We start from the raw sequence: 18,672 nt of genomic DNA, 5'->3' as shown, positions 1-18,672 counted from the left end.
ACGATGGCCGACATCAAGGCAGCCGACATCATCGCCGCGCTCGGCGGCGCCGACAACATCGACGAGGTCGAGGGCTGCATCACGCGCCTCCGCGTCGAGGTGGAGGACGGCGACCTCGTCGACAAGGCCGCCCTGCAGGCAGCAGGGGCGCAGGCCGTCGTCGGTGGCGGCACCGGCTGGCAGGTCATCGTCGGACCCATCGCGGACAACCTCGCGCAGGACATCCAGGACGAGCTGTGACGGCGGTCCGGACGCCCTTCGCGGGTCCGGTCGTCGCCCTGGCGGACGTGCCGGACCCGGTCTTCGCCGGGCAGCTCGTCGGAGCCGGGGTCGCGGTCGACCCCACCGGCGTCGAGGGCCCCGTCACCGCTGTGGCCCCGGTCGACGGCTCGATCGTCAAGCTGCACCCGCACGCGTTCGCCCTGCAGGGTGCGGCGGGGACCGACGTCCTCGTGCACGTCGGCATCGACACGGTGAAGCTCGGGGGCGAGGGCTTCGAGCTGCTCGCGGCCGAGGGCGACACCGTCCGTGCGGGCGACCCCGTCGTGCGGTTCACCCCGTCGGTGATCTCCGCCGCCGGCTACTCCCCCCGTCTGCCCGGTGGTGGTGCTCGGCAGCGCGCCGGACTCCGTCGAGCAGTCCACCGTGGGCTCGGTGCTCACCGACGGCGCGACGCTCTTCACGGTCTGACACCGTGCGCAGCGCGGGACCGGCGGTGGAGGTCAGGCGGCCGGACTGGTCGCCGTGACCTCCATCTGCACGCGGTAGCGGTCCGAGCGGTACCAGGAGCGACTGTGCTCCACGGGCCGGTCGCCGGAGTACGACACCCGGTCGAACTCGAGCACTGGTGCGCCCGTCTTCGTCCCGAGCAGGGTCGCGACGTCGTCGGCGGCGGGCTTCGCCGCGACGGTCTGCTGTGCGCGGTCGATCGGGGTGTCGTACTCGGTCGCCGCGAGCGAGTACACGGATCCGGACAGGTCGTGCTCGAGCAGCCCGGGGAACGCGTCCGCCGAGAGCCACGCGTCGTCGATCGACACCGGTGCCCCGTCGGCCATCCGCAGGCGCTTGAGGTGGTACGCGGTCGCACCGTCCCCCAGGCGCAGCGCCGCCACGGTGTCGGCGGGGGGCACGGTCTCCTCGCGGACGAGCACGACGGTGGTGGGCACGTGCCCGAGCGCCCGCATCTCCTCGGTGAAGGACGCCAGGTGCAGCGTCGACTGCACGGGCCGGTGGGCGACGAAGGTCCCCTTGCCGCGCACGCGCTCCAGGTAGCCCTCGTTGACGAGCTGTCCGAGCGCCTCGCGCACCGTGATCCGCGAGACCCCGTACTCGGCGATGAGCTGCCGCTCCGAGGGGATGGCCGCACCGGGGGCGAGCCGGGTCGTCGCGAGGTCGAGCAGGATCCGCCGCAGCTGCTGGTGCTTCGGTTCGGCACCCTCGGTGATGCGGCTCGTCATGCGGGTCCCTCTGCTCCGTCGCTCGGCGTGCTGGTCGTCCAGGTGGTCATGCGCGGACATGACCAGTGGGCCTCACAGTAGCGATTCGATCGGTGTTCGCCAACGTCGTGACAAGATGACGCCCGTGACCACGGTGGTGATCGTCGACGACGAGACGCTCGTCCGCTACGGCTTCGAGCTCATCCTCGGCGCCGCGGCGGACATCGAGGTGCTCGCCACGAGCGGGGACGTGGACGCGGTGGAGACCGTGCGGCGGCACCGACCCGACGTGGTCCTGCTCGACGTGCGGATGCCCCGGGTCAACGGGCTGCAGGTCCTCGCCCAGCTGCGCGAGCTGCCCGAACCGCCGGCCGTCGCGATGCTCACGACGTTCGACACCGACACGCAGGTCGTCGCCGAGGCGATGGACGCCGGTGCGGCCGGCTTCCTCCTCAAGGACACCGACCCCGAGTCGCTCGCCGAGTACGTCCGGGCGCTGGCCCGCGGGGGCATCGTGCTCGCGCCCGGCGTCGACCGCACCCGCCTGTTCGCGCTCCGCCGGAGCGCCGTCCCGCCGGAGCTGTCCGACCGTGAGCACGCCGTCGTGCGACTCGTCGCCGAGGGCGCGAGCAACCCCGAGATCGGCCAGCGCATCGGCGTCAGCACCGGCACCGTGAAGGAGGACGTGCGCGCCCTGCTCGCCGCCTTCGGCGTCACCACGCGCGTCCAGCTCGCGCTCCGCGCGGCCGAGGCCGGACTGCTGGATGGCTGAGACCGCCGGGCGGGTCCGGGCTGCGCTGTCCGGTCTGGACGGGAGGCTCGAGGGACTCGTCGACGCCGGCCTGCGCCGGGCGCGCACCCGGAAGGCGCCGTGGTGGGTGGTCGACGCCGTGTTCCTGGCGGCTGCGGTCGTCGACGCGGTGCTCGACCTGTCGGGAGCCACGACGACGGAGATCACGCTGTCCCTGGTCGCCGCCGGGGCGCTGGTGCTCCGCCGACGCTTCCCCGTGCTGACCTTCGCGCTCACGATGCCCGGGCTCTTCATCGGCTCCGGGGTCGTCGCGGCGAGCATCGCCCTCTTCACCCTCGGCGAGCGCACGAGTCGACGGTGGCTGATGCTCCTCGCCGCGGTCGTGCAGTTCGTCGGGTTCAGCGGCTTCGTCGTCGGTCCCCCGCAGCAGCTCGACGAGATCGTCGTGTCCACCGTCTACGCGCTCATCTTCGCCCTCGGACCACTCGCGATCGGCATGCTCGTCCGCACCCGGGCGGTGCTCGTCGACCGCATCGCCGAACTCCGGGCGTCCCGCGCCGAGGAACGCCGTCGGGGCGCCGAGGTCGCGCTGTCCCGCGAGCGGGCGCTCCTGGCCCGCGAGATGCACGACGTCGTCTCGCACCAGGTCACGCTCATCGCGGTGCAGGCCGGCGGGATGCAGATGGCCGGACGCGACGACCGGGAGCGCGAGTTCGCGCGGACGATCCGGCAGCTCTGCGTCGTGACCCTGCAGGAGCTCCGCGAGATGGTGCAGGTGCTCCGCGCGTCCGGCGGCACCGACCGCGAGATGGCACCGCAGCCCCTGCTCGGCGACCTCGACCGGCTCATCGCGGCGAGCGGCCTGGAGACCTCGGTCGCGGTCGACCTGCCGGACACCCTGTCGCAGCCGGTGCAGCGCGCCGTCTACCGCTTCGTGCAGGAGGGCCTGACGAACGTCCGGAAGCACGCGCCGGGGGCGAGCGTCCGGATCAGCGGCCGGCTGCACCACGAGCAGGTGCTCGTCGACGTCGTGAACGGGCCGGCGCGTGCCGAGCGACTCGAGCTCCCCGGGTCCGGTCTCGGGCTCATCGGGCTGGGTGAACGCGCGTCGCTGCTCGGCGGTCGGCTCGAGTCCGGGCCGCAGCCGGGGGACGGCTTCGCGCTGCACCTGCGCCTGCCCGTCGAGCACGTCCCGCCGGAGGTCGCGGTCGGAGCACCACCGCGCGGGTGACCGGCGATGGCCGATCGGCCACCCGGGTTCACGCCACCGCCCGATGCCGGAGTGACGACACCTCGGCTGTGATGACACCGTGGCACCCAACACCCTCGTCGCAGCACTCCGCCGGCACCCGGTCTCGACCGCCGTCGCCGTGGCCTCCGTCGTCCTCGTCGTCACCGCACGCATCGCGCACGCCGAGCCGGACTTCCCGCACCACCCGCCCGTCGCCTGGGCCGCCCTCGTGGTCGTCGTGCTCGCCACCCTGCTCGCGGAGCGCACCCTCGGGTCGCTCCGCACGGTGGCCATCGGCGTGCTCGCTCCCCTGGCCGCCGCCGGGACGACCCTCCTCGCCGTCACGGTCGGCGCCGCCATGGGCGAGGCGCACGCCGAGACCGCGGCGGGCCAGCCGCTCTTCGCTCCCTCGATGGTCGCGACGGCCCTCGTCGGCGCCGCCTCCGCGACGATGCCCGTCGGCCGCCGTCGCCGGATCCGGGCCGTCCTCTGGACGGTCGTCCTGACCCTCGTGCTGTTCGCCGGGCACGGGTCCGACACCGCGCGTGCCCTCGCGACCCTGTTCGGGACCGCAGCCGGCGCGATCGTGGTGCGCCGTGCCTCCCGAACGGCCCCGGAGCGCCCGCGGACCGCCGCCCGTCCCGCCGTCCAGCCCCGTTCGGTCGTCGTCGCGACGCTCGCGTCGCTCGGTGCCGGCACGCTCGTGACCCTCGTCGTGCCGCAGCCGGACGGCGTGCTCTCGCCGTTCGCGGACGCGATGAGCGACCGGGCGACCGTCCTGGTCGGCATCCTGCTCCTCGCCGCCGCCTGGCTCGTCCACCGCGGCCGTCGGACCGGTGTCGTCCTGGCCGCCGGGCTGCTCGTCGTGCTGACCGCCGTGCTCGCCGACGTGTTCCTCATCGAGCCGATGAGCGAGGGCTTCGTGCAGTGGCGGGGCCTGACCATCGACGAGGTCGAGTGGCAGGTGACGCTGCTCGGCGCCTGGGCCGTGCCCGCCGCCGTGCTGCTGGCCGTCGTGCTCCTGCGCGGCCGGCTCGTCCGGGCCCGTTTCGCCGCGGCGACCCTCGGCGACACGGGCTACCGGAAGATGCTGCGCGACGGGGACGCCGGTACCCTCGGCCACATGGGGACGTGGACCGGCAACGCCACCTGGACCCACCCCGACGGGCTGGGCGCGGTGGCCTACCGGGTGCACGGCGACGTCGCCCTGACGGTGTCCGACCCCGCCTGCGCCGCCCGTGACCGCGCCGAGGTCGTCACCGCCTTCGCCCGAGCCTGCGAGCGGAACGGCTGGACGCCCGCCTTCACGAGCGTCCACGAGTCCGTCCGCACGATCCTCGCCACCGAGGGCTGGGCGTCCTTCCCGGTCGGCGTCGAGTCGGTGCTCGACGTGACGACGTTCGACCTGCGCGGCAAGAAGCGGCAGGACCTCCGGACCGCGTCGAACCGCGCCGACCGCGAGGGCCTGCGCGACGAGTGGACGACCCTGGCCGCGCTCGACCCGGCGATGCGCGCCCAGGTCGAGGCGATCTGCACCCGCTGGGCGGCCGACCGGCGTCTGCCGGAGATGGGCTTCACGCTCGGCGGCTTCCGCGAGCTCGACGACCCCGACGTGCGGCTCCTGCTCGCCGTCACCGCCGACGACCGCGTCACCGCCGTGACCAGCTGGCTGCCCGTGCACGAGCACGGCACCCTGACCGGGTACACGCTCGACGTGATGCGCCGCGGCGAGGACGGGATGCCCGGCGTCATGGAGTTCCTCATCGCCCGCACCGCCCTGCGTGCCCGCGAGGCCGGTCTGACCACCATCAGCCTGTCCGGCACGCCGCTCGCGCCGCACACCGACGCCGGCTCCTGGGTCGCCCGCGGGTCCGCGCTGCTCGCCCGGGTGCTCGAGCCGGTGTACGGCTTCCGGTCCCTGCAGCGGTTCAAGGAGAAGTTCGGCGCCCGACACGAGCCGCTCTGGCTGGTCGTGCCGAGTGCGTTCCAGGCGCCCCGGGTGGCCCGGGCCCTGACGAGCGCGTACGTGCCCGGACTCCGCCCGAAGCACCTCTGGGCCCTCCGGCAGGCGCACACCGCGACCGCCGAGCCCGTCGCGCCGGCACCCGTCGGCGCGGGCAGCCGGTGAGCCCGACCGAGTGGCTGCTCGCGACGCCGCTGCAGGCGCCGAACAAGCTCGTCCCGATCGACACCGCGTTCGTCGTCCTCGCCCTCGTGGTGCTGCTGCCGGCGGTCCGGCGGTGGCGTGACCGCGCGGCCTGGCGACGGGTGGCCTGGCGAGCAGGGATCGCCCTCGCCGGCGCCGGACTGGTGCTCGTGGCGTGCTGGTTCACGACCTCGGTCGTCGACCTGTTCGGCGTCGCGCTGAGCCCGGTCACGCAGATGTGGAGCGCCTTCGCCGGCGCCGCTCTCGCGCTGGCCGTCACCGGGATCGTGCACGGCGGCGGGTGGCGGCGAGCCCTCGCGATCGTGCTCGTCCCCGCGGCGCTCGTCGTGCCCGCGCTCGGGATCAACGTCGAGTTCGCGAAGTACCCGACCCTCGGCACCGTCGTGCAGAGCGACCCGTACCCGACCTACCACGCGGGGGCCCGGTCGACCGCGCACCCGACCCCCGGCGGCCCCACGGCCACCGCCACGCCGACGATGCCGGGGTCCGGGCAGATCGTCTCCGCGGACATCCCGGGCACGCGCTCCGGCTTCCACCCCCGGCCGGCGGTGATGTACCTGCCGCCGGCGGCGCTCGTCCCGGACCCGCAGCCACTCCCGGTCGTGATCGCGTTCTCCGGGCAGCCGGGCGCCCCGAGCGACCTGTTCACCGCCGGACAGCTCGCCACGCCCCTCGACGAGTACGCCCGGGCCCACGGCGGTCGAGCGCCCATCGTCGTGTCGGTCGACCAGCTCTCCTCCCCGGGGCTCAACACGATGTGCGTCGACTCCCGGCTCGGGAACGTCGACACCTACGTCACGCAGGACGTCCCCGCGTGGATCCTCGCGAACACCCCGGCGACGACCGACCGAAAGGCCTGGGGGCTGACCGGGTTCTCGCAGGGGGCGACCTGCACCATGCAGTTCGTGTCCGGGCACCCGGGTGACTTCGGCGCTGCCCTCGCCGTCTCGAGCGAGCTGCAACCGATCGACCAGGGTCCGCGGCACAGCGCCGACCAGGCCTTCGGCGGCTCGATCGCGCGGTGGCAGGCCGCGGCGCCGATCGCCCTGATGCGGAAGAACGGGCTCGGCGGGCACAGCGTGTGGCTCGTCGCGGGATCGGTGGACGGGGAGTTCACGGCGAACGCGCGGGAGCTCGGCGCTGCTGCGACGGCAGCCGGGGCCCGGGTGTCGGTGTCGAGTGCGCCGGGGAGCGGGCACGACTGGAACACCGTGCAGTGGGCGTTCCGGACGGACGTGACGCCGTTCTGCGACGCGCTGTTCGCCGCGCACTCCTGACCTTCGGCCGGGCGCCGATGAACCCGTCAGGCGTTGCGCACGAGCCAGGCGAACTGGTCGTCCGTGAGTGCCCGGTCGGCCCACACCTGGCGCTCCACCCCGTCCGGCAGCGGCGCGGCCGAGCTGCCCTGCCACACGAGCGCGAGTCCCGCCGCCCGCAGCACCGCCGCGGACGCCGGGTTGTTCGTGAGGACCCGACCCGTCACCGGGACGTGGGCGTCGACCCGGGCCGCCGCGTCGAGGGCCGCTCGGGCGATCTCCTTCGCGTAGCCGTGCCCCCAGGACTCGGGCGCGAGCCGGTAGCCCAGGTTCCACACGTGGCCGGCGGTCATGTCGACGCCACCGACACCGACGAACGTGCCGTCGGTCGTCCGGACGGCCCACGAGCCGAGCCCGTGCCGCGCGCGTCCACCGATCTTCCGCTGCACCATGTCGATGGTGGACGAGCGGGTCGTGTGCCGCGCCGTCGGCAGGTGGGTCCACGTGCGCGCGTCGGAGAACAGCGCGTGCACGTCGTCGATGTCCGCCGGGGTGAGCGGCGTCAGCACCAGGCGATCCGTCCGGATCTCCTGCGCCGGGGTCAGGAGCTGGTGGGCCATGCACCGATCATCGCCCGCGCCACCGACAACGCGGTGAACACCACGCGACGTCCGCGTGATCCGGCCCCGGCGTGCGGGAAGCCGCAGTCGCTCAGTCGAGCAGGAGCGCCGGCTCCTCGATGATCGACGCGATGTCGGCCACGAAGCGCGAGGCCACGTCGCCGTCCACCACGCGGTGGTCGAACGAGGCGCCGATCGTGGTCACCATCCGCGCGCGGACCTCGCCGTCGACGACCCACGGCTTCGGCTTGATCGTGCCCATCGCCACGATCGCGACCTCGCCCGGGTTGAGGATCGGCGTCCCGGTGTCCATGCCGAACACCCCGATGTTGGTGATCGTCACGGTGCCGTCGGCCATCTGCTTCGGCGTGGTCTTGCCGTCGCGGGCCGTCAGGGTCAGGTCCTCGAGCGCCTGGGCGAGCTCGAACAGGGACATGTCCTGCGCGTCCTTGATGTTCGGCACGATGAGCCCGCGCGGGGTCGCCGCGGCGATGCCGAGGTTCACGAAGTGGTGGACGATGATCTCCTGGTCGGTCCAGGTCGAGTTCACCGAACGGTTGCGGCGGACGGCCCAGATCACGGCCTTCGCGAAGACGAGCAGCGGCGAGACCTTCACGCCGGCGAACGTCGGCGACGCCTTCAGGCGCTTGACGAACTCCATGGTGCGGGTGGCGTCGACGTCGACGAACAGCGAGACGTGCGGCGCCGTGAACTTCGACGTCGTCATCGCGGTCGCGATCGCCTTGCGGACGCCCTTCACCGGGATCGTCTCGCGGCGGACGTCGCCCCACTCGGGCGTCTCGATGTTCCGGAAGACGCCGGCCTGCTTGGCGTGCCGGATGACGTCGTCGCGCGTGACCTCGCCGGCGAGCCCGGTGGGCACGACCTCGGTCAGCTCGACGTCGAGGTCCTTCGCGAGCTTGCGGATCGGCGGCTTCGCGAGGACGTTCACGGCGGCGAGGGCCTTGCGCGGGCGCGTGCCCTGGGCGGCGACGGCCTGCGCCGTCGAGTCCTCACCCGGGTCCGACGCGGCCTCGGCAGCCGCCTGCGCGTCCGCACTGGAGGCACGGCTCGCCTCGGCCGCGAGGGCTGCGGCCCGGCGGGCACCCGGCTTGCGACGCGACGGGGACGTGGTCGCCGAGCCGTAGCCGACGAGGACGGCCCCGGAGGACTCGTCGGAGCCGACGACCGTGGCGTGGTCGGCGACCTCGGGGGTCGCCGCGGCGTGGCGCGCCGCCGGCGCGGCCGCGGCGGGAGCAGATGCGGCCGGAGCCGCGGGCGGGGTCTGTGCAGCGGGAGCCTGTGCGGCGGGGGCCTGCGCGGCGGGCGCGGGCGCCGGGGTGGACGCGACCACGGGCGAGGTCGGGACGCTGTCGGCGACCGGTGCCGTGCCTCCCGGCTGGACACCGGTGGGTGCACCGGAGGCGACCGACGCGTCGGACTCGACGCGGATGATCGGCTTCCCGACCTCGACCGTGTCGCCCTCGGACACGAGCAGTCCGGTGACGGTGCCGGCGAACGGCGACGGGAGCTCGACGAGGGACTTCGCGGTCTCGATCTCGACGAGGACCTGGTCCACGGCGATCTCGTCCCCGATCGCCACGCGCCACTGCACGATCTCGGCCTCGGTCAGGCCTTCGCCCACGTCGGGCAGGGGGAATTCGGCGGTGGCCACTACGGCTCCTTCGACGGTCAGGACGGTTCTGGTCAGTACGCGAGCGCGCGGTCGACGGCTTCGAGGACCCGGTCGGCGTCGGGCAGGTGCAGGTGTTCGAGCTTCGAGACCGGGAACGGCACGTCGAAGCCGGACACCCGCAGCGGCGGCGCCTGCATCGTGTAGAAGCAGTGCTCGGCGACGGTCGCGGCGATCTCGCTGCCGACGCTGACGAAGCCGGAGGCCTCTTGCGCGATGACGAGGCGGCCGGTCTTCCGCACCGAGGCGAAGAGCGGCTCCCAGTCGATCGGCGAGATCGAGCGGAGGTCGATGACCTCGCAGCTCGTGCCCTCGGAGTCGGCGAGCTCGGCGGCCTGCATGAGCGTCGCCACCATCGCGCCGTGGCCGACGAGGGTGACCTCGCTGCCGGTGCGGGCGACGCGCGTCGTGTGCATCGGGACGTGGCCGCCGATCAGGTCGACCTCGCCCTTCGGCCAGTAGCGGGACTTCGGCTCGAGGAAGATCACCGGGTCCTTCGACGCGATGGCCTCCTGGATCATCCAGTACGCGTCGTTCGGCGTGCTCGGGCTCACCACGCGGAGTCCAGGGGTGTGCGCGAAGTACGCCTCCGGGGACTCCTGGTGGTGCTCGACGGCGCCGATGTGCCCGCCGTAGGGGATGCGGATGACGACCGGCAGCGACATGTGCGCCGGCAGTCGGTTCTGCATCTTCGCGAGCTGCGAGGTGATCTGGTCGAACCCCGGCCAGACGAAGCCGTCGAACTGGATCTCGACGACCGGGCGGTAGCCGCGCAGGGCGAGCCCGATCGCGGTGCCGATGATGCCGGACTCCGCGAGCGGGGTGTCCCGGACGCGCTCGGCGCCGAACCGCTCCTGCAGGCCCTCGGTGATGCGGAAGACGCCGCCGAGCTGGCCGATGTCCTCGCCCATCAGCAGGACCTTGTCGTCCGCCTGCATCGCCGCGGCGAGCCCGGCGTTGAGCGCCTTCGCCATCGGCAGGTTCGGGGTGGGGTCGCTCGGGACCTCGCCGGCACCGGGGTGGGCGCGGAGCGTGTAGTCGAAGAGCTGCTCGGTGGTGCTCATCAGTGGGAGCCCCCTTCGTAACCGGCCTCGTAGCGTTCGAGCCAGGCCTGCTGGTCGGCGACCGTCGGATGCGGCTCGCGGTACACGTTCTGGAACATGACGTCGATCGACGGCGGGGCCAGGGCGACCGTGCGGCGTCGGACGTCGGCGGCGATGTCCTCGCCCTCCTCGTCGAACACGGCGAGCTGCGCGTCGGTGACGCCGAGGCTGCGGAGGTAGGCGGCCGACCGGCTGATCGGGTCGCGGCGGACCCACTCGGCCAGCTCGTCGTCCTCGCGGTAGCGGCTCGGGTCGTCGGAGCTCGTGTGCGCACCGATGCGGTACGTGTCGGCCTCGACGAAGGCGGGACCCTGCCCGCTGCGGGCGTGGTCGGTCGCGACGACGGACGCCGTGTACGAGGCGAGGACGTCGTTGCCGTCGACCCGGACGCTCGGGATGCCGAAGCCGCGGGGGCGGTCGACGAGCGGGCTCGGCGACTGCGTGGTCACCGGGACGGAGATCGCCCAGTGGTTGTTCTGCAGGAAGAAGACCACGGGGGCCTTCGTCGAGGCCGCGAAGACGTAGGCCTCGTTGACGTCGCCCTGGCTGGTCGCACCGTCGCCGAAGTAGACGATCGAGCACGAGTCGACGTCGGGGTCACCGGTGCCGACGACGCCGTCGAGCTGCTGGCCGAGCGCGTAGCCCGTCGCGTGCAGCGTCTGCGACCCGATGACGAGGGTCGAGATGTGCGTGTTGCCGCGCTCGTCCGGGTCCCACCCGCCGTGGGTCTGCCCGCGGTACATCGCGATGATCTCCATCGGCTCGACGCCGCGGTGCATCGTGACGGCGTGCTCGCGGTACGACGGGAAGACGTGGTCCTGCGCCCGGAGCGCGAAGACCGAGCCGACCTGCGCGGCCTCCTGTCCGTGGCTCGGCACCCACAGGCCGAGCTGTCCGGTGCGCTGGAGGTTGTGCCCGGCGTGGTCGAACCGCCGGGTGAGGACCATCCGGCGGTGCATCGCCAGCAGGGTCTCCTGCGGGATCGCCCGGGCAGCGGCGGCGTACTCGGCGTTCTCGTCGGTCTCCACGAACCGGCCCTCGGGGTCGAGGAGCCGGACGGTGGTCGACTCGGGTGCCGCGGCGCGGAATGACATGCCGGTCAGCGTAGCGGGCGGTCCGAGGGGGCCATCTGGAGGTCCTCCACAAGCGAGGCCGCTGTTTCGAGGAGCGTTTCCACAGCCTCGTGCTCGCCGATCGAGATGCGGATCCCCTCGTTCCCGAAAGCCCGCACGATGATCCCCGCGCGGTCGAAGGCATCGGCCGCATGTGCGGTGCGTTCCCCGGTCGGCAACCAGACGAAGTTGCCCTGCGCGTCCGGCACGTCCCAGCCCTGGTCGCGGAGCGCGGCGACGATCCGGTCGCGGGACTGCGCGAGCTCGGCGACGCGCTCGAGCAGTTCGTCCTCGCGCTCCAGGCTCGCGAGCGCGGCCGCCTGCCCCTGCGCCGTCACGGACAGCGGGATGGCGCACGCGCGGACGGCGTCGAGCACGTACGTCGGGCCGAGGGCGTACCCGACGCGCAGACCCGCGAGGCCGTACGCCTTCGAGAACGTCCGCAGCACGACGAGGTTCGGGTACCGCTCGAGCAGCGGAGCGCCCCGGACGGCGGTCGGCTCGGTCACGAACTCGGCGTAGGCCTCGTCGAGCACGACGAGCACCGACGACGGCACCCGCGCCATGAAGGCGTCGAACTCAGCGGCGGTCACGACCGGTCCGGTGGGGTTGTTCGGGGAGCAGACGATCACCATCCGCGTGCGCTCGGTCACGGCGGCGGCCATCGCGTCGAGGTCGTGCCCGCCGTCCGGCCGGTTCGGGACCTGCACGCTCGTGGCGCCGGCGACCGTGACGACGCCCGGGTAGGCCTCGAACGAGCGCCACGCGTAGACGACCTCGTCGCCGGGGGCGCTCACGGCGCGGGCGAGCTCGTGCAGGATCGCGACGCTCCCCGGGGCGACGTGCACCTGGTCCGGGGTCAGGCCGAACCGGTTCGCGAGCACCGCTCGGACGGCGAGGGCGCTGGCGTCCGGGTAGCGGTTGAACGCCGTCTGGGCCTGCACCGCCTCGACGACGCCGGGCAGCGGCGGGAAGGGGTTCTCGTTGCTCGAGAGCTTGAAGGCGTCCGCGGCGGCCTGCCGACCCTGCTGGTACGCGGGGAGGACCGCGATCTCGGGTCGGATGTGCACGCGCGTGTCAGTCACCCAGTCAGCGTAACCGCGGGTCGGTCACGCAGACAGCGTGACCACCGACTCAGCGGAACCGGCGGTGTCGCCGGGCATCATGGCGGCATGCGATTCCTCGTCCGCCTCGTCGTCAACGCCGTCGCGCTCTGGCTCACGACCCTGATCGTGAGCGGTGTCACGGTCGTCCCGTTCGGCACCGGCGACACCACCGCCGTCGTGCTGACGTTCCTGCTCGTGGCGTTCGTGTTCGGCCTGGTGAACGCCGTCGTCGGCACGATCATCCGGGTCGTCGCGTTCCCGCTCTACGTCCTGACGCTCGGGCTCATCTCGCTCGTCGTCAACGCCGTCCTGCTGCTGATCGTCGCCGGGATCTCCGACGCGATGGGCTTCGGGTTGCAGGTCGAGTCGTTCGGCTGGGGCATCGTGGGTGCCTTCGTCCTCGCCGTGTTCTCGTGGCTGATCGGCCTGTTCGTGCGCCCCGCGCTCGAACGGCGCCGTCGGTGACGCGGGCCGGGCGACCGACCGGCACCGTGCCTCCAGGCCGGTGACCGTCGCGCGCACCCGCCGCGACCCGTCATGATGAGCACATGACCGAGGACGGCCCAGCACCCTTCCGCGTGTCGTTCGTCTGCAGCGGGAACATCTGCCGATCGCCGATGGCGGGCATCGTCTTCGCGCAGATCGCGGCGGACGCGGGGATGTCCGACCGGTTCCAGGTGGAGTCGGCCGGCACCGGGGACTGGCACGTCGGGGAGCCCGCGGACGAGCGCACGATCGCGGCGCTCGCAGCGCGCGGATACGATGGCAGCAGGCATCGCGCCCGCCAGTTCGACCCGGACCGGTTCCCGGACCTCGACCTGGTGGTCGCACTCGACCGATCCCACGAACGCGTCCTGCGCTCGTGGGCACCGACCATGGACGACGCCGCCAAGGTGACGCTCCTGTTGCGGTACGACGACGCCTGGCCCCAGCAGACCGACGTACCGGATCCGTACTACGCGGACCGGCACGAGTTCGACCGAGTGCTCTCGACCGTCGAGCGGGCCTGCCGGGCGCTCTTCCGACAACTCGAACCGGCAGTCCGTCAGGGAGCCCCATGACCCCCCTTCCCCCGCAGCCGATCAGCCCGCTCGACGGGCGGTACTACCCGGTCGTGCACACGGTGGGCGAGCACCTCTCCGAAGCCGGCCTCAACCGTGCGCGCGTCGTGGTCGAGGTCGAGTGGCTCGTGTTCCTGACCGACCACGCCATGTTCACGACCTCGCCGCTGAGCGTCGACGACAAGGCCGCGCTCCGTCGGGTCGTCGAGACCTTCGGGCAGCAGGAGATCGCCGAGCTCGCCGAGATCGAGGCGACGACCCGCCACGACGTCAAGGCGGTCGAGTACTTCGTGCGCCGTCGCCTGTCCGACCTCGGACTCGACGCCATCGCCGAACTGACGCACTTCGCGTGCACGAGCGAGGACGTCAACAACCTGTCCTACGCGCTCACCGTCCGGGACACCGTCGAGCAGGTGTGGCTGCCGGCCTACCGCTCCGTGATCGCGACGCTGCGCGCGATGGCCGAGGAGCTCAAGGCCGTCCCCATGCTGTCCCACACGCACGGGCAGCCGGCCACCCCGACCACGCTCGGCAAGGAGCTCGCGGTCGTCGTCTACCGGCTCGAGCGCGTCCTCGCGCAGATCGAGGGCGGCGAGTACCTCGGCAAGTTCTCCGGCGCGACCGGCACGTTCTCGGCACACCTGGCCGCCGACCCCGAGGCCGACTGGCCCGCACTGTCGAAGGAGTTCGTCGAGGGCCTCGGTCTGACGTGGAACCCGCTCACGACGCAGATCGAGTCGCACGACTGGCAGGCCGAGCTGTACGACCGGGTCCGGCACGCGAACCGCATCCTGCACAACCTGGCGACGGACGTGTGGACCTACATCTCGATGGGGTACTTCACGCAGATCCCGGTCGCGGGCGCCACGGGGTCGTCGACCATGCCGCACAAGATCAACCCGATCCGCTTCGAGAACGCCGAGGCGAACCTCGAGATCTCGTCGGCGCTGTTCTCCACGCTGTCCGAGACGCTCGTCACGAGCCGCCTGCAGCGCGACCTCACCGACTCCACCACGCAGCGGAACATCGGCGTCGCGTTCGGGCACTCGCTGCTCGCGCTCGACAACCTGCGCCGCGGCCTGGGCGAGATCGCCGTGAACCAGGTGCGGCTGGCCGAGGACCTCGACCACAACTGGGAGGTGCTGGGCGAGGCGGTCCAGACGGTCATCCGGGCCGAGGTCACCGCGGGGCAGTCGAACATCGAGGACCCCTACGCGATGCTCAAGGAGCTCACCCGGGGCAAGCGGATCGGCCAGGACGAGCTCGTGGCCTTCGTGAACGGCCTCGACATCTCGTCCGGCGCCAAGGCGCGGCTGACGGCCCTGACGCCGGCGACGTACACGGGCCTGGCGGACGAGCTGGTCGACCACCTCGAGGTCTGAGGCCCGGGCCCGGGCAGGTCCGGTCCGGTCCGATCCGGTCAGCAAGACGCAACCTCGGCGGCTCCTCGCAGCGGTACTCCGCTGCGAGGAGCCGCCTTCGTTGCGTCCCGCGGGTGACGGGACCGCACGACCGGACTGGAGGCACGGTGCCGGTCCGGTGCGCGCGTCAGCCGCCCGGGGTGGTGACGTCGCGCGCCTCCGCGACCAGCGCCTCCAGGACGGTCCGGACCGCGGGACGGACCGCGCGGTCCGGACGCACGAGCGCCTCGATGCGCCGCCCGGCGCGGACCGCGCCGAGCTCCGCCAGGTGGAACCGACCCGCCGCCCGGGTGCCCGACGTGTACCGCGGCACCAGGGCGACGCCGTGCCCGGCCGCGACGAGGTTCTCGATGACCGGCAGGTGGATCGTGCGGAAGCCGACGTCGGGCGGGGTGTCGGTCGCGGCGGCCATGGCCGTCAGGACGCGGTCGATCGGGTAGCCCTCGGGGACGCCGATCCAGGGTTCGCCGACGACCTCGTCGATCCGTACCCGGTCGCGGTCGGCGAGCCGGTGCCCGAGCGGCAGCGCCACGTCGAGCGGCTCGCGCAGCAGCGGGACCGTCTCGAGTCGTTCGCGCCCGGCGGGCGGCGCGCCGTCCGGCCGGTGCCCGATGACGACGTCGTGGTCGGCGGTGAGCGGCCCGAAGGCGTCCTCGTCGACGTCGACGTCCGCCAGGACCAGGTCGATCGCGGGGTGGTCCCGCATGCGCGTGAGCAGTCCGGGCAGCAGGAGCTCCGCGGCCGAGGGGAACACCGCGAGGTCGACGCTGCCGACCGTGCCGCCGAGGTGTTCCTGCCACGCGGCGTCGAGCTCCGCGACGGCCGTGGCCACGCCGTCCGCCAGGCGTGCGAGCACCCGGCCGTGCTCTGTCAGCCGGACACCCCGGCCGACGCGTTCGACCAGCGGCACCCCGACCTGTCGCTCGAGGGTGCGGAGCTGTTGCGAGACCGCGCTCGGGGTCCGGTGCACGGCGGTGGCGACCGCCGTCACGCTCCCCCGCCCGGCGAGCTCGCGGAGCACGGCGAGGAGCTGCACGTCGAAGCCGACCATGAAGTGAGGCTACAACGTCGATGCGGAACTCTGCGCTGGTGCTGCACGGTCAGCGCACCCCACGATCAGGAGGTGCGCTCTCGTGACCGACTCCTCGCCGTCCTGGTCGCCTTCGTCTGGGGACTGAACTTCCCCGCGACGGCGCTCGCTCTCGAGCACTTCCCGCCGTTCCTGCTCGCCGCCGTCCGGTTCACGCTGCTGGCCGTGCCGACGGTGCTCTTCGTGCCGCGGCCGCGGATGCCGTTCGGGCGGCTGCTGCTCGTCGGCGCCGGCCTCGGGGTGCTCCAGTTCGCGTTCCTGTACCTCGGCATGGCGGCGGGGCTGCCGTCCGGGCTGGCCTCGCTCGTGCTGCAGGCGTCGGCGCCGTTCACGGTCGTGCTCGCCGGGGTGTTCCTGCGTGAACGGCTGACCGGACGACAGGTGGTCGGCGTGACGATCGCGGTCGCGGCACTCGCGGCGATCGCGGTCCACCGTGCCCATGCCGCGGCGCTCCTGCCGGTCGTGCTCGCGCTGTGCGGTGCGCTCGGCTGGGCGATCGGCAACGTGGCCACCCGCCGCGCCGGTCCGGTCAACCCACTGCACCTGACGCTGTGGTGGTCGATCGTGCCGCCGGTGCCGATGGCCGTCCTCGCGCTCGTCGTCGAGGGGCCCGAGCGCGTCGGCACGGCCCTCGGCACGGCCTTCACCGCGGCGGCGCTCCCCGCGGACCTTGGGCTGCTCTACATCGTGCTCGTCGCGTCGCTGGTCGGGTACGGCATCTGGTCACGCCTTCTGGGTACGTACCCGTCGAGCACGGTCGCCCCGTTCTCGATGCTCGTCCCCGTGGTCGGCGTGCTCGCTTCCTGGGTGGCCTTCGGTGAGGTCCCCGACGTGGTCGAGGTGGTCGCCGGCGTGGTGGTGGTCGCGGCGGTGCTCTGGTCGTCCCGGACGCCCCGGGTCGTGCCGACGGTCGCGCTCCCGGCCGGGGCCGCCGCTCCGGGTCCCGCGGCGGTCGCCGAGCCGCTCCCGGTCAGCCCCGGTGCTGGCGGCGCTCCGCGATGATCCCGGCGAGCGCCCCGCGCAGGTCGGGGTGGCGGAACTCGTAGCCCGCCGCGAGCAGCCGGGTCGGCACCACCCACCGGCTCTTCAGGACGAGTTCGGTCTCGGTCCGGATCGCGAACGACCCGAGTTCGAGCATCCAACGCCACGTCGGGATGCCGATGCGGCGTCCGACGGCCTCGCGGATGGTCGCCATCACGGTGCGGTTGTCCGACGGCTCCGGGCTCGACACGTTCACCGGCCCCTCGATCTCCGGGTGGTCGCGGACGAACCGGACGACCCCGACGACGTCGGCGACGTGCACCCAGCTGAAGCGCTGCCGCCCGTGGGTGTGCCGGTCGTGGTGGTACGTCCCGGCGCGCAGTCGGGATCGTGTCGGGAACCACGGGCCGTCGTACTGCGGTCCGCCGAGGCCGGCCTGCGCGAGTCGGAGGAGCGGGACCAGGGCGCTGCCGTCGCCGAACACGATGGCCATGCGCAGTGCGACCCGACGGGTGGCGGGCAGGTCGGCGTCGAAGAACGCGCGCTCCCACGCCCGAGCCACCGAGACCGAGAAGCCCTCGCCGAGCTCGCCCGTGTCCTCGTCCTGCGGTCGGTCGTCGGCGTGACGGTAGATCGTGGCGGTGGACGCGTTCAGCCAGAGCGGCGGCGGGTGTTCGGCGGTCCGGATCGCCTCGGCCAGCTCGAGCGTCGTGTCGACCCGGGACCGCAGGATCTCCGCGCGGTTGCGGCGGCCGTAGCGGCAGTCGACGCTCTTCCCCGCCATGTTCACTACGAGCGCGGCGCCGTCCACGAGCTCGCGGATGCGCATGGTGTTGCCCCACACGGCGTCGCCGGAGCGTCCGACCGTGACGACCTCGTAGCCCTCGTCGCGGAAGGCGTCCTGCAGGTACCGCCCCACGAAGCCGCTCGCCCCCGCGATGACCACCCTCGGCTGCTCCGGTGCCATCAGCCATCCCCTCGTCGACCGGTGTCGGGCACGACCGCGTAGCGGAAGGTCCCCTCGTACCGGTACAGCGTGCCGAGCACCGGCGCGCGGAGCACCAGGGACACGCGCTGCACGTCGGCATCGTCATCGAATCGTTCCACGAGCGTCACACGCGGCGCGACGCGAGCCGGGACGACCAGGTCGCGCCCGAGCGCCCGGAACGACACCCGGGTGGAGACCAGCCGGAGCGCGCCCGCCTCCGGCCCGGTCGCGTCGACCTCGGCGCGCAGCAGCGCGCTGAGGCGCCCGCGGCGCCCGAGGTGGTCGACCAGCCCGTCCGGTCCGGCGGCGATGGCGTCCACCATCGTGCGGGACCCGGAGCGGAACCGGAAGGTGCGCCGCGCGACCACGGCGATCTGAGCCTCCCGGCCGTCCGCCGCCCCGCGACCGACGCGAGCCGGACGGTTCTCGACGGTGAACGGGACGTCCCGTTCCCAGACCGGGAACAGCACCCCCTCGTGGGCGAGGCACGCGAGGACCGGCCACAGCCAGCGTCGCGGTGTGCCGACCACGGCGAAGACGCCTTCGCCCCGGCCGACGTGACCGGCCGGGACCGGACCGAAGTACGTGCGGAGCCGCGGGTGCAGGCGGGCCAGTACGTGGGGCGGGATCGTCAGCTGCCACGGCGACACGGTCAC

Annotated in this window: 18 protein-coding genes and 1 pseudogene; 10 read left to right on the top strand and 9 right to left on the bottom strand. The window is 73.1% G+C overall.

Annotated elements, in window-relative coordinates; translation table 11 throughout:
- The first annotated feature begins 3 nt into the window (after positions 1-3).
- Together LQK89_RS01575 and LQK89_RS01570 are read left to right on the top strand one after the other, a co-directional pair.
- Positions 4-240 (top strand): PTS transporter subunit EIIB, encoded by a 237-nt coding sequence (locus LQK89_RS01575; protein WP_058741885.1) that lies wholly within the window; start codon positions 4-6, stop codon positions 238-240.
- Positions 237-533: pseudogene (locus LQK89_RS01570) on the top strand (PTS sugar transporter subunit IIA); the annotation flags it as partial. The gene LQK89_RS01575 and the pseudogene LQK89_RS01570, both read left to right, overlap by 4 nt.
- A gap of 189 nt (positions 534-722) precedes the next feature.
- On the opposite strand, the gene LQK89_RS01565 reads toward LQK89_RS01570, so the two are convergent.
- On the bottom strand, positions 723-1,457 hold the full coding sequence (locus tag LQK89_RS01565) for a GntR family transcriptional regulator (protein ID WP_141860010.1): 735 nt from the start codon (positions 1,455-1,457) through the stop codon (positions 723-725).
- A 124-nt stretch (positions 1,458-1,581) separates the two neighbouring features.
- Between LQK89_RS01565 and LQK89_RS01560 the strand changes: the two genes are divergently transcribed.
- The 4 genes from LQK89_RS01560 (at position 1,582) to LQK89_RS01545 (ending at position 6,862) form a co-directional block, all read left to right on the top strand.
- Positions 1,582-2,208 carry a response regulator gene (locus tag LQK89_RS01560; RefSeq protein WP_206609173.1) on the top strand — a complete coding sequence of 209 codons (627 nt, stop codon included), beginning with the start codon at positions 1,582-1,584 and terminating at the stop codon, positions 2,206-2,208.
- Positions 2,201-3,418 (top strand): sensor histidine kinase, encoded by a 1,218-nt coding sequence (locus LQK89_RS01555; RefSeq protein ID WP_231049951.1) that lies wholly within the window; start codon positions 2,201-2,203, stop codon positions 3,416-3,418. Before LQK89_RS01560 ends, LQK89_RS01555 begins: the two co-directional genes overlap by 8 nt.
- A gap of 79 nt (positions 3,419-3,497) precedes the next feature.
- Positions 3,498-5,546 (top strand): bifunctional lysylphosphatidylglycerol flippase/synthetase MprF, encoded by a 2,049-nt coding sequence (locus tag LQK89_RS01550; RefSeq protein ID WP_231049950.1) that lies wholly within the window; start codon positions 3,498-3,500, stop codon positions 5,544-5,546.
- Complete coding sequence (locus tag LQK89_RS01545; protein WP_231049949.1) at positions 5,543-6,862, top strand: alpha/beta hydrolase; 1,320 nt, start codon at positions 5,543-5,545, stop codon at positions 6,860-6,862. Before LQK89_RS01550 ends, LQK89_RS01545 begins: the two co-directional genes overlap by 4 nt.
- Positions 6,863-6,888: 26 nt before the next feature.
- Here the strand turns inward: LQK89_RS01545 and LQK89_RS01540 are convergent, their stop codons facing one another.
- The 5 genes from LQK89_RS01540 to hisC form a co-directional block, all read right to left on the bottom strand.
- Positions 6,889-7,461, bottom strand: a complete 573-nt coding sequence (locus LQK89_RS01540; RefSeq protein ID WP_231049948.1) for a GNAT family N-acetyltransferase — start codon at positions 7,459-7,461, stop codon at positions 6,889-6,891.
- A gap of 91 nt (positions 7,462-7,552) precedes the next feature.
- Positions 7,553-9,136: a dihydrolipoamide acetyltransferase family protein gene (locus tag LQK89_RS01535; protein ID WP_231049947.1), complete on the bottom strand. Its 1,584-nt coding sequence runs from the start codon at positions 9,134-9,136 to the stop codon at positions 7,553-7,555.
- 32 nt (positions 9,137-9,168) lie between these two features.
- Positions 9,169-10,128, bottom strand: a complete 960-nt coding sequence (locus LQK89_RS01530) for an alpha-ketoacid dehydrogenase subunit beta (RefSeq protein ID WP_231050825.1) — start codon at positions 10,126-10,128, stop codon at positions 9,169-9,171.
- 89 nt (positions 10,129-10,217) lie between these two features.
- Positions 10,218-11,351 (bottom strand): thiamine pyrophosphate-dependent enzyme, encoded by a 1,134-nt coding sequence (locus tag LQK89_RS01525; RefSeq protein WP_174779059.1) that lies wholly within the window; start codon positions 11,349-11,351, stop codon positions 10,218-10,220.
- Between the two features lie 5 nt (positions 11,352-11,356).
- The gene (gene hisC, locus LQK89_RS01520) at positions 11,357-12,454 is read right to left on the bottom strand and encodes a histidinol-phosphate transaminase (RefSeq protein WP_231049946.1); all 1,098 of its coding nucleotides are present in this window, start codon (positions 12,452-12,454) and stop codon (positions 11,357-11,359) included.
- 87 nt (positions 12,455-12,541) lie between these two features.
- Between hisC and LQK89_RS01515 the strand changes: the two genes are divergently transcribed.
- The 3 genes from LQK89_RS01515 to purB all read left to right on the top strand — a co-directional run bounded on the left by LQK89_RS01515 (position 12,542) and on the right by purB (position 14,918).
- Positions 12,542-12,940 (top strand): phage holin family protein, encoded by a 399-nt coding sequence (locus LQK89_RS01515; RefSeq protein WP_058741871.1) that lies wholly within the window; start codon positions 12,542-12,544, stop codon positions 12,938-12,940.
- 83 nt (positions 12,941-13,023) lie between these two features.
- The gene (locus tag LQK89_RS01510) at positions 13,024-13,536 is read left to right on the top strand and encodes a low molecular weight protein-tyrosine-phosphatase (RefSeq protein ID WP_058741870.1); all 513 of its coding nucleotides are present in this window, start codon (positions 13,024-13,026) and stop codon (positions 13,534-13,536) included.
- Entirely contained in the window at positions 13,533-14,918 is a 1,386-nt protein-coding gene (gene purB, locus LQK89_RS01505; RefSeq protein WP_231049945.1) for an adenylosuccinate lyase, read from the top strand. Before LQK89_RS01510 ends, purB begins: the two co-directional genes overlap by 4 nt.
- A 166-nt stretch (positions 14,919-15,084) precedes the next feature.
- Here the strand turns inward: purB and LQK89_RS01500 are convergent, their stop codons facing one another.
- Complete coding sequence (locus LQK89_RS01500; protein WP_231049944.1) at positions 15,085-16,008, bottom strand: LysR family transcriptional regulator; 924 nt, start codon at positions 16,006-16,008, stop codon at positions 15,085-15,087.
- Positions 16,009-16,080: 72 nt separating this feature from the next.
- Between LQK89_RS01500 and LQK89_RS01495 the strand changes: the two genes are divergently transcribed.
- Positions 16,081-17,049: an EamA family transporter gene (locus tag LQK89_RS01495; RefSeq protein ID WP_231049943.1), complete on the top strand. Its 969-nt coding sequence runs from the start codon at positions 16,081-16,083 to the stop codon at positions 17,047-17,049.
- On the opposite strand, the gene LQK89_RS01490 is transcribed toward LQK89_RS01495, so the two are convergent.
- Together LQK89_RS01490 and LQK89_RS01485 are read right to left on the bottom strand one after the other, a co-directional pair.
- Positions 17,018-17,995, bottom strand: a complete 978-nt coding sequence (locus tag LQK89_RS01490) for an epimerase (RefSeq protein ID WP_231049942.1) — start codon at positions 17,993-17,995, stop codon at positions 17,018-17,020. The genes LQK89_RS01495 and LQK89_RS01490 overlap by 32 nt on opposite strands.
- Positions 17,995-18,672 (bottom strand): DUF4166 domain-containing protein, encoded by a 678-nt coding sequence (locus LQK89_RS01485; protein ID WP_174779066.1) that lies wholly within the window; start codon positions 18,670-18,672, stop codon positions 17,995-17,997. Before LQK89_RS01485 ends, LQK89_RS01490 begins: the two co-directional genes overlap by 1 nt.

It is taken from the genome of Curtobacterium sp. C1 (genome assembly GCF_021049325.1).
GTDB classification, from domain to species: domain Bacteria; phylum Actinomycetota; class Actinomycetes; order Actinomycetales; family Microbacteriaceae; genus Curtobacterium; species Curtobacterium citreum.
This window is presented reverse-complemented; position numbering and strand designations above follow the sequence as displayed.

What these genes read in the sequence shown, in the direction of transcription:
- LQK89_RS01575 (WP_058741885.1), top strand. Translation starts at nt 4, where the DNA reads ATGGCCGACATCAAGGCAGCCGACATCATCGCCGCGCTCGGCGGCGCC.
- LQK89_RS01565 (WP_141860010.1), bottom strand. Translation starts at nt 1,457, where the DNA reads ATGACGAGCCGCATCACCGAGGGTGCCGAACCGAAGCACCAGCAGCTG.
- LQK89_RS01555 (WP_231049951.1), top strand. Translation starts at nt 2,201, where the DNA reads ATGGCTGAGACCGCCGGGCGGGTCCGGGCTGCGCTGTCCGGTCTGGAC.
- LQK89_RS01540 (WP_231049948.1), bottom strand. Translation starts at nt 7,461, where the DNA reads ATGGCCCACCAGCTCCTGACCCCGGCGCAGGAGATCCGGACGGATCGC.
- LQK89_RS01530 (WP_231050825.1), bottom strand. Translation starts at nt 10,128, where the DNA reads ATGGCGAAGGCGCTCAACGCCGGGCTCGCCGCGGCGATGCAGGCGGAC.
- LQK89_RS01525 (WP_174779059.1), bottom strand. Translation starts at nt 11,351, where the DNA reads ATGTCATTCCGCGCCGCGGCACCCGAGTCGACCACCGTCCGGCTCCTC.
- LQK89_RS01515 (WP_058741871.1), top strand. Translation starts at nt 12,542, where the DNA reads ATGCGATTCCTCGTCCGCCTCGTCGTCAACGCCGTCGCGCTCTGGCTC.
- LQK89_RS01510 (WP_058741870.1), top strand. Translation starts at nt 13,024, where the DNA reads ATGACCGAGGACGGCCCAGCACCCTTCCGCGTGTCGTTCGTCTGCAGC.
- purB (WP_231049945.1), top strand. Translation starts at nt 13,533, where the DNA reads ATGACCCCCCTTCCCCCGCAGCCGATCAGCCCGCTCGACGGGCGGTAC.
- LQK89_RS01500 (WP_231049944.1), bottom strand. Translation starts at nt 16,008, where the DNA reads ATGGTCGGCTTCGACGTGCAGCTCCTCGCCGTGCTCCGCGAGCTCGCC.
- LQK89_RS01490 (WP_231049942.1), bottom strand. Translation starts at nt 17,995, where the DNA reads ATGGCACCGGAGCAGCCGAGGGTGGTCATCGCGGGGGCGAGCGGCTTC.